The sequence below is a fragment of the Edwardsiella piscicida genome (genome assembly GCF_001896205.1).
Classification (GTDB): domain Bacteria; phylum Pseudomonadota; class Gammaproteobacteria; order Enterobacterales; family Enterobacteriaceae; genus Edwardsiella; species Edwardsiella piscicida.
Window position 1 is genome coordinate 3060661 of sequence record NZ_MPNU01000001.1, and the last position, 12446, is coordinate 3073106.

General features: G+C 62.7%; 10 protein-coding genes. 1 reads left to right on the forward strand and 9 read right to left on the reverse strand.

What is annotated here, in order from left to right; genetic code table 11:
- Window positions 1–141 precede the first annotated feature (141 nt).
- The 3 genes from mazG to rlmD all read right to left on the reverse strand — a co-directional run bounded on the left by mazG (window position 142) and on the right by rlmD (window position 4623).
- Window positions 142–936 (reverse strand): nucleoside triphosphate pyrophosphohydrolase, encoded by a 795-nt coding sequence (gene mazG / locus BRD58_RS14130; protein WP_069579200.1) that lies wholly within the window; start codon window positions 934–936, stop codon window positions 142–144.
- Between the two features lie 88 nt (window positions 937–1024).
- Window positions 1025–3271 (reverse strand): GTP diphosphokinase, encoded by a 2247-nt coding sequence (relA, locus tag BRD58_RS14135; protein WP_012849541.1) that lies wholly within the window; start codon window positions 3269–3271, stop codon window positions 1025–1027.
- A gap of 35 nt (window positions 3272–3306) precedes the next feature.
- Window positions 3307–4623: a 23S rRNA (uracil(1939)-C(5))-methyltransferase RlmD gene (gene rlmD / locus BRD58_RS14140; RefSeq protein ID WP_069579202.1), complete on the reverse strand. Its 1317-nt coding sequence runs from the start codon at window positions 4621–4623 to the stop codon at window positions 3307–3309.
- An 83-nt stretch (window positions 4624–4706) separates the two neighbouring features.
- Here rlmD and barA point away from each other — a divergent pair, with 83 nt between their 5' ends.
- Window positions 4707–7466 carry a two-component sensor histidine kinase BarA gene (barA, locus tag BRD58_RS14145; RefSeq protein WP_012849544.1) on the forward strand — a complete coding sequence of 920 codons (2760 nt, stop codon included), beginning with the start codon at window positions 4707–4709 and terminating at the stop codon, window positions 7464–7466.
- Between the two features lie 175 nt (window positions 7467–7641).
- On the opposite strand, the gene acpS is transcribed toward barA, so the two are convergent.
- From acpS to lepB, 6 genes are all read right to left on the reverse strand, one after another.
- Complete coding sequence (gene acpS, locus BRD58_RS14150; RefSeq protein WP_012849545.1) at window positions 7642–8022, reverse strand: holo-ACP synthase; 381 nt, start codon at window positions 8020–8022, stop codon at window positions 7642–7644.
- Window positions 8022–8753 carry a pyridoxine 5'-phosphate synthase gene (gene pdxJ, locus BRD58_RS14155; protein ID WP_012849546.1) on the reverse strand — a complete coding sequence of 244 codons (732 nt, stop codon included), beginning with the start codon at window positions 8751–8753 and terminating at the stop codon, window positions 8022–8024. Before pdxJ ends, acpS begins: the two co-directional genes overlap by 1 nt.
- A 165-nt stretch (window positions 8754–8918) precedes the next feature.
- Window positions 8919–9647, reverse strand: coding sequence for a DNA repair protein RecO (gene recO, locus BRD58_RS14160; protein ID WP_012849547.1), 729 nt, complete (start codon window positions 9645–9647; stop codon window positions 8919–8921).
- An 8-nt stretch (window positions 9648–9655) separates the two neighbouring features.
- Window positions 9656–10561, reverse strand: coding sequence for a GTPase Era (gene era / locus BRD58_RS14165; protein WP_012849548.1), 906 nt, complete (start codon window positions 10559–10561; stop codon window positions 9656–9658).
- Window positions 10558–11238 carry a ribonuclease III gene (gene rnc / locus BRD58_RS14170; protein WP_012849549.1) on the reverse strand — a complete coding sequence of 227 codons (681 nt, stop codon included), beginning with the start codon at window positions 11236–11238 and terminating at the stop codon, window positions 10558–10560. The genes era and rnc overlap by 4 nt, the downstream gene beginning before the upstream one ends.
- A 177-nt stretch (window positions 11239–11415) precedes the next feature.
- Window positions 11416–12390: a signal peptidase I gene (gene lepB / locus BRD58_RS14175; RefSeq protein ID WP_069579204.1), complete on the reverse strand. Its 975-nt coding sequence runs from the start codon at window positions 12388–12390 to the stop codon at window positions 11416–11418.
- Between the last annotated feature and the right edge of the window lie 56 nt (window positions 12391–12446).

Below are 12446 nucleotides of genomic sequence, written 5' to 3' on the forward strand. Positions count from 1 at the left end.
ACACCGCCTGCAATAATCTTCTTTTACTTCTGAAACAAAAGGATACAGAGAAAAAACGCTAAAAAATCCCATTAATCTCTGTCGCAGCGCATCAAACAGCCAAAACAAAACGGAAAACCACCGCCGACGCGGCGCTCCACCCTACTGTTTTTCTTGCTGTTTTACCTGCTGCCACGCCGCCTCCATCTCCTCTAGCGAGGCGCTCTCCAGCGACTGTCCACCGGCGCTTATCGCCTGCTCGACCGCGCGGAAACGGCGCTCAAACTTACGGTTGGCCTCCTGCAGCGTGGTTTCTGCACGGCAGCCGAGATGACGCGCCAGATTGACCGTGGCGAACAGCAGATCCCCCACCTCTTCACTCAGACGGGCCTGATCCACCACCGCCTGCTGCGCCTCATCCATCACTTCGTCTATTTCTTCGTAAACCTTGTCCAGCACCGGCCCCAGGGTGTCCCAGTCAAATCCCACCGAGGCGCAGCGCCGCTGGATCTTGTCGGCGCGCATCAGCGCCGGCAGCGCCTGCGGAATATCATCCAGCACAGAGTCCATCGCCTTTTGCGCCCGCTCCCGCTGCTTGCGCTGCTCCCAGCGCGCTACGGACGCCTGCGCCGTCCCGTCATACTCCGCGTCGAACACGTGGGGATGGCGGCGCTCCAGCTTGTCGCAGATGCTTTGACACACGTCGTCAAAGTCGAACAGCCCCTGCTCTTGCGCCATCTGCGCATGGAACACCACCTGAAACAACAGGTCGCCTAGCTCTTCTTGAAGTCCATTGAAATCGCTGCGCTGAATCGTGTCAAGCACTTCATAGGTTTCTTCCAGCGTATAGGGGGCGATTGTGGCAAAAGTTTGACGTAGATCCCAAGGACAGCCCCGCTGCGGATCACGCAGCGTGCGCATTATCGTCAACAATCGTTGCATGGCTGGTGTGGTCATCGGTGTTATTCCCGCGGTAAAAAAGAGGGGGACGCCTGCCGACCCTACCCGGGCCGGCGCGTCAGATCGTGGGGAGGCGGCCCCGGGCTTACTCCGCGCCGCCGCGTCCGCCGTTCAGACGACGCGCGTCCAGCACGTCCGGCAGCTGATTCAGCTTGGCCAGCACCCGGCCCAGCACCTGCAGGTTATAGATCTCTATCTCCATATCGATGGTCGCCATCTGCTGCTTGGTATCGCTGCGGCTGGCAACCCCCAGCACATTGACCTTTTCGTTGGCCAAGATGGTAGTGATGTCGCGCAGCAGCCCGCTGCGATCGTTGGCGGTCACCCGCACCACCAGCGAATAGCCGCTGGAGTAGCTCTCGCCCCATACCGCGTCGATAATCCGCTCCGGCGCGTGCCGGCGCAGTTCATCCAGCTGGTCGCAGTCGACGCGGTGAATGGAGATCCCGCGCCCCTGGGTAATGAAGCCGACGATCTCATCGCCGGGGATCGGCTGACAGCAGCGGGCGATGTGGTGCATCAGGTTACCGACCCCTTCGACCACCACCCGTCCGCTGCTCTTGTCGCTGCGGACGCTGGACTGCCCCTTCTGGGTCAGCTGCTTCAGCGCCTCGCGATCGGCCTCCTCCGCGCTGGGCTTGTTGATCTTGCCCTGCAGGAAGTTAACCATCTGGTTCAGGCGGATATCGCCGCCGCCGATGGCGGCCAGCACCTCGTCCAGGGTATGCACGTTGTAGCGCGGCAGCAGCAGCTTTTCCGCCTCTTTCAGGCTGATCCCCAGACGGGCCAGCTCGTCATCCAGAATCTGACGCCCGGCCAGGATGTTCTTATCGCGATCGAGCTTACGGAACCAGTTGTGGATCTTGGCGCGCCCGCGGCTGGTGGTGACATACCCCAGGTTAGGGTTCAGCCAGTCGCGGCTCGGGTTAGGCTGCTTCTGGGTGATGATCTCCACCTGATCGCCCATCTGCAGCTGATAGGTAAAGGGAACGATCCGCCCGCCGATCTTGGCGCCGATGCAGCGGTGGCCGACGTCGCTGTGAATATGGTAGGCAAAGTCGAGGGGCGTGGAGCCGGCGGGCAGATCGACAACGTCGCCCTTGGGGGTAAAGACATACACCCGATCGTCCAGCACCTGGCTTCTCACCTCGTCGATCATCTCGCCGGTGTCGGCCATCTCCTCCTGCCAGGCCAGCAGCTTGCGCAGCCAGGCGATGCGGTTATCGTAGCCGGAGCGTCCGCCCGCCTGCGGCCCCTCTTTGTACTTCCAGTGCGCCGCCACGCCGAGCTCGGCGTCTTCGTGCATCTGACGGGTACGGATCTGGATCTCCAGCGTCTTGCCGTGCGGCCCGAGCACGACCGTATGGATCGACTGATAGCCGTTGGGCTTGGGGTTAGCGACGTAGTCATCGAACTCGCTGGGCAGATGACGGTAGTGCGTATGCACTATCCCCAGCGCCGCGTAGCAGTCCTGCAGACGCTCGACCACCACCCGCACCGCGCGCACGTCGAACAACTCGTCAAAGGCCAGGGATTTCTTCTGCATCTTGCGCCAGATGCTGTAAATATGCTTGGGGCGACCGTAGATATCCGCCTTGATCCCCTCCTCGGCCATCGCCCCGCGCAGGTCACGCACAAAGTCGTCGATAAACTGCTCGCGATCGATGCGCCGCTCATGCAGCAGCTTGGCGATGCGCTTGTACTCATCCGGATGCAGGTAGCGGAAGCAAAAGTCCTCTAGCTCCCACTTCAGCTGGCCGATCCCCAGGCGGTTGGCCAGCGGGGCATAGATGTTGAAGCTCTCCTTGGCCGCCAGCACGCGCTCCTCTTCCGGCGCATCCTTCACCTCGCGCAGGTGGGCGATACGCTCCGCCAGCTTGATCACCACGCAGCGGAAGTCCTCTACGATGGCTAGCAGCATCCGGCGGATATTGTCCACCTGCTCCGAGCCGACGGCGCCATCTTGGGTAGCCTTCAGCTGACGGATGGCGTCCATCTCCAGCACCCCGCGCACCAGCTCGGCGATGGCATGGCCAAAGTCCTCGCGCACCCGGGCGTCATCGATCACCCCGCCGTCTACCAGCGGGAACAGCAGCGCGGCGCGCATGCTGTCATTATCCATGCTCAGTGTGGAGAGAATCTCGACCATTTCAACGCCGCGCCACAGCAGCAGCGGCGCCGCGGCGTTACCGGCGGTCTTCTCCTGACAATAGCGCCAGGTGGCGGTGAGACGCTCACACGACTCAGAATTGGACAGGTTCAGGCTTGCCACCCACTGCTCGGGGACAAATTCACCAGCCGTATTCAAATGAGCACTTCTTACCGCGACCATGGTTCTCTCCCTCTCGACTACTGCCTATCAAATGCCTATTGCGCCGCCGATTCAAACAGCGCCATCGACTCCAAATGCCCCGTGTGGGGAAACATGTCCAGCATACATAAACGCGTCAACCGATAGCCGCCCTGCAGCAGCGTCTTACTGTCCCGGGCCAGCGTGGTCGGGTTACAAGAGACATAGACTACCCGACGCGGCGCCAGGCGAACGATATGCTGCATCACCCCGGGGGCGCCGGCGCGCGCCGGATCGAGCAAAATCTTGTCAAATCCCTGAGCCGCCCAGGCCTGACGCGTCACGTCCTCCTCCAAATTCTGATGGAAGAATTCTACATTACTCAGCCCGTTGTTACGTGCATTATTCTGCGCCGTCGCCACCAGCTCGGGAACCCCTTCGACCCCCACCACCCACTGGGCGCGGCGCGCCAACGGCAGGGTAAAGTTACCCATGCCGCAGAACAGATCCAGCACGCGCTCATCGGCCCTGACGTCCAGCCAGGCCAAGGCCTGCTCGACCATCTGCGCATTTACCGCGGCGTTCACCTGGATAAAGTCCTGCGGATTAAAATCCAGGCGGATCCCGTCAATCTGGTAATAGGGCGCCTCGCCGAGCAGGCGCTGCGGCGCGCCGCCGTCGCTCAGGTAAAGCGAGAGCCCGCGCTGGCGGGCAAAGGCGCTCAGGGCCTCCCGATCCGACAGCGCGAGCGGATCCAGATGGCGCAGCACCATCAGCGGCCCATTGTCGGCCAGCGCCAGCTCCAGGTGTCCCAGACGGCGACGCGCGCGCAGCGCCGACAGACACTCGCCCAGCGGCAGCAGCAGCGCCTCCAGCGCGGGCGCCAGCACCGGACAGGCCTTCAGGGCCACCAGATCGTTAGAGGCCGCCTGACGGAACCCCAGCACCACCCGCTGCGTCTTCGCGTTAAACTGTAGCCCAAAGCGGGCGCGCCGCCGGTAGCCATAGGGCTCTCCGGCGATGACCTGCGGCGCAATCTCCACCCCGGTCTCACGGGCCATCAGGCGCTGCAGCGCCTGCGACTTGCTCTGCTGCTGCAGGGCGATCGCCGCATGCTGCTGCTGACAGCCGCCGCAGACGCCGGCGTGGGGGCAGCGCGGCGCCACCCGCTGCGGGCTGTGGCTGATTAAACGCGTAACCCGCCCGCGGGCAAACTGGCGCTTCTCTTCGCTCAGGATGACCTCGGCCTCTTCGCCGGGCAGCAGTCCGCTGATAAACAGCGTCTTGCCCTTATCGCGCGCCACCCCCTGGCCAAAGGCGTCCAGATCGGTTGCGGTCACAATCAGGTTTTTCCGGGTCGCGGTACGGCGCCCCGGTGTGTAAAATTGAGCCATGTCGATTGCTTATCTGTGCGGTGGGTTAAGCCGGGGCTTACCCCAATAATAGTTTGCCGCCAATTCTCCCACATCGGAACGCCATGACCAAATACAGCCTGCGGGCGCGCATGATGATCCTGACTCTGGCCCCGACGCTGCTGATCGGGCTGCTGCTCAGCACCTTCTTCGTCGTGCACCGCTACAATGAACTGCAGGATCAGCTGGTCGACGCCGGCGCCAGCATCATCGAGCCGCTGGCCGTCGCCAGCGAATATGGCATGACCTTCCGCAGCCGCGAGGCGGTGCGCCAACTGATCGGCCTGCTGCATCGGCGTCACTCGGACATTGTGCGCGCCATCGCGGTCTTTGACAGCCAGAATAATCTGTTCGTTACCTCGAACTATCACCATAACTACGCCATGCTGCAGCTGCCGGACGGCAGCCCGCCGCCGACCGATCTGATGCTGAGCAAACGCGGCGACGCGCTGATCCTGCGTACCCCGATCATCGCCGAAAACCGCCTGGCGGAAGATAAAAGCGCCGTCAGCGCGCCGCTGGGCTATATCGCCATTGAGCTGGATCTGCGCTCGGTGCGCCTGCAGCAGTATAAAGAGGTCTTTGTCGCCACGCTGCTGCTGCTGATCAGCATGTGCATTGCGCTGCTGTTCTCCTACCGTCTGATGCGCGACGTCACCGGCCCCATCCGCAACATGGTCAACACCGTCGATCGCATCCGCCGCGGCCAGCTCGATAGCCGCGTGGAAGGCCACATGCTGGGCGAGCTGGATATGCTGAAAAACGGCATCAACTCGATGGCCATGTCGCTGACCGCCTACCATGAGGAGATGCAGCAGAACATCGATCAGGCCACCTCCGATCTGCGTGAAACCCTGGAGCAGATGGAGATCCAGAACGTCGAGCTGGATCTGGCCAAGAAGCGCGCCCAGGAGGCGGCGCGCATCAAGTCCGAGTTCTTGGCCAACATGTCCCACGAGCTGCGAACCCCGCTCAACGGCGTGATCGGCTTCACCCGCCAGGTCATGAAAACGCCGCTGAGCGCCACCCAGATAGACTACCTGCACACCATTGAACGATCGGCCAACAACCTGCTGACCATCATCAACGACGTGCTGGACTTCTCCAAGCTGGAGGCCGGTAAGCTGGTGCTGGAGCACATCCCGTTCATGCTGCGTGAAACCATTGACGAGGTGGCGACCCTGCTGGCGCCCAGCGCCCATGACAAGGGGCTGGAGCTGACGCTCAACGTACGCAACGACGTTCCGGAGCACGTGCTGGGGGATCCGATGCGCCTGCAGCAAGTGCTGACTAACCTGTTGGGCAACGCGATTAAATTTACCGAAAAGGGCAACATCGACATCCGCATCGAGCTGCGTAGCCAGACCGCCCAGGCCGTAGAGCTGGAGGTGCAGGTGCACGACACCGGCATCGGTATCTCCGAGCGTCAGCAGTCCCAGCTGTTTCAGGCCTTCCGCCAGGCGGATGCCAGCATCACCCGCCGCCACGGCGGCACCGGCCTAGGACTGGTGATCACCCAGAAGCTGATCAACGAAATGGGCGGCGACATCGCCTTCCACAGTCAGCCCCACAAAGGGTCGACCTTCTGGTTCCATATCCGCCTGGAGCTCAACCATAACGCGCCCCCCTCCAGCCTGCCGCTGGAGCGGCTGCAGGGCCAAACCCTGCTGTACATCGAAAGCAATCCGGTGGCGGCGCAGTGCACCCTCGATATGCTGAAGGTCACCCCGCTGCAGGTCACCTACTGCCCGCAGTTCGCCCAGGTGATCCCGGACAGCCACTACGATATCCTGCTGTTCGGTCTGCCGGTCAAGACCTCTCTCACGACGGAGTCGATGCAGGAGAAGCTGAGCCTGGCGCTGCGCCTGGCCGACCGGGTGATCCTGGCGCTGCCCAGCCACACGCTGCACGACAGCGATACCCTGAAGGCCCGCGGCATCCGCAGCTGCCTGTTCAAACCGCTCGCCAGCAGTCGACTGCTGCCCGCGCTGATGGATAACGCCCTGCCGCTGCGGGCACCGCAGGTGATCTCTCCGCACGGCGCCCGTCTGCCGCTGACGGTGATGGCGGTAGACGATAACCCGGCCAACCTAAAACTCATCGGCGCCCTGCTCGGCGAACTGGTGCAGCACACCCTGCTGTGCCACAGCGGTGAAGAGGCGCTGGCGGCGGCGCGCGAACGCCATCTGGATATCATTCTGATGGACATTCAGATGCCGGAGATGGACGGCATCCGCACCACGGAGCTGCTGCGCCAACAGCCGCGCCACGCCACCACGCCGATCATCGCCGTCACCGCCCATGCGATTAACGGCGAGCGTGAGCGTTTACTGCGCGCCGGCATGGATGACTATCTGGCTAAGCCGATCGACGAAAACATGCTGCGCCAGCTGCTCAACCGCTACAGCGGCGAGCGTCCCAGCGCACCGACCAGCGCCCCCGCCCCGGCAGAGCCGGATAGCGCCGACGTCTCCCTCGACTGGGGGCTGGCGCTGCGCCAGGCGGCCAATAAAGCGGATCTGGCGCGCGACATGCTGCAGATGCTGATCGAATTCCTACCCCAGGTCCGCGAGCGAATCACCCGCCAGCTGGCGGGCGAACAGGACGGCGACCTGTGCAGCCTGATCCACAAGCTGCACGGCAGCAGCAGCTACAGCGGGGTGCCGCGCCTGCGCAGGCTGTGCCACTATCTGGAGCAGCAGCTGCGCCACGGCACCCCGGCCAGCGATCTGGAGCCGGAGTGGCTGGAGCTGCTGGATGAACTGGACAACGTGACCCGCGCCGCGCAGGGCTACCTCACGCCGGCGCCGGGCGACGAACAGTAAATATCCCCCGGCATCGCCGGGGAGATGGCCTCTGCGCCGATAAGGCTGTCCGCATCGCCACGGAGGCGCCAGGCACCGTCGGGCCGTGGATCGCATGAGGGGCAAGAGACAAAAAAAAACGGCGAGCCGCGGCCCACCGTCTATTCTCCGCCGTCGTCGCCCGGCGCCGTGGGAATCACCCCTCCGCGATCACCGTCGCACAGGCATAGCGCCGTTCATCGGCCAGCGACACGTGCAGCGAGGCGATCCCGAGCTCGGCGGCCAGCTCGGCCGCGCGCCCGTGTAGGATCAGTCGCGGCTTGCCCAGCGCATCGTTGGCTACCTCAAACTGGGCAAAGGCCAAGCCGTGGCGGATACCGGTCCCCAACGCCTTGGCCGCCGCCTCTTTGACAGCGAAGCGCTTGGCCAGATAGCGCACCCGCTGGGCATGCGTCAGATACTGCTGCCACTCCGCCGGCGCCAGCACGCGCCGCGCCAGCTGATCGCCGCTGCGCTCAACCACCGCCGCAATGCGGGCGATCTCGACGATATCGGTACCCAGCCCCACAATAGCCATTAGCGACGCGCGTCCAGCAGCAGCTGCTTCATGTCGCGCACCGCCAAATTCAGCCCGTCGAGGGCCGCGCGGCCAATGATGCTGTGGCCGATGTTCAGCTCATGCATCTGCGGCAGAGCGGCGACCGCCTGCACATTGTGGTAGGTCAGGCCGTGCCCGGCGTTGACCTTCAGGCCACGCGCGTGCGCAAAGCGCGCCGCCGCGGCAATCCGCTCCAGCTCCGCCGCCTGCGCCAGCGCACTGGGCGCATCGGCATAGGCGCCGGTGTGGATCTCAATGTAGGGCGCACCGACGGCCACCGCGGCCTCGATCTGGCGTTCATCGGGATCGATAAACAGCGACACCTGGATACCGGCGGCGCTCAGACGCGCCACCGCCGCCGCGATCTTGTCGCGCTGACCGGCTACGTCCAGCCCCCCTTCGGTAGTGACCTCCTGGCGCTTTTCCGGCACCAGGCAGCAAAAGTGCGGCCGCAGCTCACAGGCGATCGCCACCATCTCATCCGTTACGGCCATCTCCAGATTCATCCGGGTCTGGATGGTCTGGCGCAGCAGCCGCACATCGCGATCGGTGATATGCCGCCGATCCTCGCGCAGGTGTACGGTGATGCCGTCCGCCCCGGCCTGCTCGGCGACAAAGGCCGCCTGTACCGGATCGGGATACTGAGTCCCGCGCGCGTTGCGCAGGGTCGCAATGTGATCGATGTTAACGCCCAGCAGAATATCGGCCATGACAGCTCCTCAAGGATGATCGGTCGGGATAACCCGGTTATCAGACATCATATTACCCGCCAACGGGCGGCTGACAAGCGCCGCCGGGCTGGCCTGATGCAGTGTAACGCCGGGCGCGTCACCGCGCGCAGGACAGCGGCGGGGAAAACAGGGGGACAGTCGGCGTCAGGAGAGACCCGGCGAGGCCGGACGACGCGGGGAGAACTGGCGGAACAGCTCACGGCTTTTCAGCGGCTTACCGCCCAGGTAGGGCTTTAACGCCATGCGGGTAAAACGCTTGGCGGCGCGCAGGGTGGCGCCGTCGGGGAATTCGCGGCTGGCCAGCGCCTTCAGATCGCGTCCGGTGAAGCTCAACTGATCCACCACCAGACTGGCGATAAAGCCCTTCTCTTCACGGTAGCGGTAGGTCATCGTATCGGCTACCGGCTCGCCGGAGCCCGCACAGTGCAGAAAGTCGACGCCATAGCCCAGCTGAGTCAGCAGCGCCAGCTCAAAGCGGCGCAGCGCCGGCTCCGGTGAGCCCGCGTGGGCGGCCAAATGTTGAATGCAGTGCAGGTAATCGAAGAACAGCGCGCTGTAGCAGGTCTCCTGCTCCAGCACCCGCGCCAGCAGCTCGTTGACGTACAGGCCGCTGTAAAGGGTGATGCCGCTGAGCGGCAGCGCCAAAGAGACGGCCTCGGCGCTGCGCAGGGTCTTTACCTCGCCCCGTCCGCCCCAGCGGATCAGCAGCGGTGTAAAGGGCTGCAGCGCCCCCTTCAGCAAAGAGCGGCGGCTGCGCGCGCCCTTAGCCAGCAGACGCACCCGGCCATGCCCCTCGGTGAACGTGTCCAGCATCAGGCTGGTTTCACTGTAGGGCCGTGCGTGCAGCACGAAGGCGCGTTGCCAGCCGTCCATCGTGCGGTTTACAGATCGTCGACGTAACCCAGGCTACGCAGCGCACGTTCGTCGTCCGCCCAGCCGGATTTCACCTTAACCCACAGCTCAAGATGCACCTTGGCGTCAAACATCGCCTCCATGTCTTGGCGCGCTTCGATACCAATGGTTTTGATCTTGCTGCCTTTGTTGCCGATGACCATCTTCTTCTGGCCATCGCGCTCGACCAGGATCAAACCGTGGATGTCATAGCCGCCGCGCTCGTTCGGCGCAAAGCGTTCGATCTCCACGGTGACCGAGTAGGGCAGCTCCTCACCGAGGAAACGCATCAGTTTTTCACGGATGATCTCAGAGGCCATAAAGCGCTGGGAGCGATCGGTGATGTACTCTTCAGGGAAATGGTGCTCCGCCTGCGGCAGGCGCTGGCGCACGATGCGGGCGATCGCGTCCACGTTGGTGCCCTTCTCCGCCGAGATCGGCACCACGTCCAAAAAGTTCATCTGCTGGCTCAGGAACTGAATGTGCGGCAGCAGCGCGGTCTTATCGACCACGTTGTCTACCTTGTTGATCGCCAGGATCACCGGGCACTTCAGATCGCGCAGCTTGTTGAGCACCATCTCGTCATCCGGCGTCCAGTGGGTGCCTTCCACCACAAAGATCACCAGCTCGACATCGCCGATGGAGCTGCTGGCCGCACGGTTCATCAGGCGGTTAATCGCCCGTTTCTCCTCAATGTGCAGCCCCGGGGTATCGACATAGATAGCCTGGTACGGGCCTTCCGTATGAATACCCATAATGCGGTGACGGGTGGTCTGCGGCTTACGCGAGGTGATGGAGATTTTTTGCCCCAGCAACTGGTTCAGCAGCGTTGACTTACCGACATTGGGACGGCCAACGATGGCAATAAAGCCGCAGTAGGTTTTTTCTTCGCTCATTCAAGCTCCAACTGTTTTAACGCCTGCTCGGCGGCGGCCTGCTCGGCCTTGCGCCGGCTGGAGCCGACGCCGACTACCGGCGCGGACAGCCCGCTGACCTGGCAGTGAATGGTAAACTCTTGGTCGTGCGCCTCACCGCGCACCTGCACCACCAGATAGGAGGGCAGCGGCAGGTGGCGCCCCTGCAGAAACTCCTGCAAGCGCGTCTTGGGATCCTTCTGCTTGTCGCCCGGGCTTATCTCCTCCAGACGGGAGTGATACCAGTCAAGGATCAGACGCTCGATGGTCTGAATATCGCTGTCGAGGAAAATGCCGCCGATCAGCGCCTCTACGGTATCCGCCAGGATCGACTCACGGCGGAAGCCCCCGCTCTTCAGCTCGCCAGGCCCCAGGCGCAGGCACTCGCCCAGATCGAACTCGCGCGCCATTTCGGCCAGGGTGTTACCGCGCACCAGCGTGGCGCGCATCCGGCTCATATCGCCTTCATCCACCCGCGGGAAGCGGTGATAGAGCGCATTGGCGATCACAAAGCTCAGGATCGAGTCGCCCAAAAACTCAAGCCGTTCATTATGTTTACTGCTGGCGCTGCGATGGGTCAGCGCCTGCATCAGCAGATCCTGCTGTCTAAAAGTGTAGCCCAGCTTACGCTGAAGCCGGTTTATTACGATGGGGTTCATGAGATACCAATAAATTCAGAATGCGTCAAAAACCGCAGCATACGGAACAGGCCTGCCTTGCCATAAGCCAATCCAAAGCTGTTTCGTTTGCAGTGGCCCCCGCGCGGGGGGCCAAACGTGTCACGGGAATATTCTACAACGACTGACGGGAGATTGCTGCGTAATTACGGGGGTTATTTAATGAATTCCACCGATCCGCTCCAGTCGAACGCCGGTTGGCCACTGGCCTTCCTGTTTCTTAAAGCTCATCCAGATCGCCGTAGCTTTACCCACCAGATTTTTCTCCGGCACGAAGCCCCAGTAACGGCTATCGGCGCTGTTGTCGCGGTTATCGCCCATCATAAAGTAGTGGCCCGGCGGAACGATCCAGGTGCCCTGGGGCTGCCCCGGCTGCTGGTAGTAGCGGGAGACCATATCCTGCGCCTGCGGCACGGTCAGGATGCTGTGGCTCACCGTCCCCAGCGTCTCCTGACGCTGATACATGCGGTAGCCGTTCGGCACGCTCTGATCGATGGGATACTGATAAAAACCGCTGCTCGGCTCGTCGGCGCTCATCTGATTAAAGGTCTGCACCCACTCGCTCGGGCGCGACGGACTGTAGGTGATAGGCAGCAGCCGATCGCACTGCTCGCCTTGCTGGCAGGCCGGATACACCGTCAACTCCTTGCTGTAGGGGTCGTACACCACCTTGTCACCCGGCAGACCGATAGCGCGCTTAATATAGTCCAGACGCGGATCGAGCGGATACTTGAACACCACGATATCGCCGCGCTTGGGGTGCCCGGTCGGGATCAGGGTGGTCTGGGTCACCGGATCCTTCAGCCCGTAGGCAAACTTCTCCACCAGAATGAAGTCGCCGATCAGCAGCGTCGGCATCATCGAACCGGAGGGAATCTGGAACGGTTCGTAGATAAAGGAACGGATCACCAATACCAAGGCCAGCACCGGGAACACCGATACGCAGGACTCGATCCAGCCCGGCGCCTTGACGGCCTGGCGGGCGCTCTGCGTATCCAGCCCCTGCTCGGTCTGGCTGTTAATCTGCGCCAGACGAGCGCGCCGCGCCGGCGCCAGTTTGAAACGGTCGATACACCACACGATACCGGTTACCAGCGTGGCGATAACCAGGATCAAGGCAAACATATTTGCCATGTCCATCACTCCTTAAAATCAATGCTTATAAACGCAGCGGGCGCGGTATTCACCGC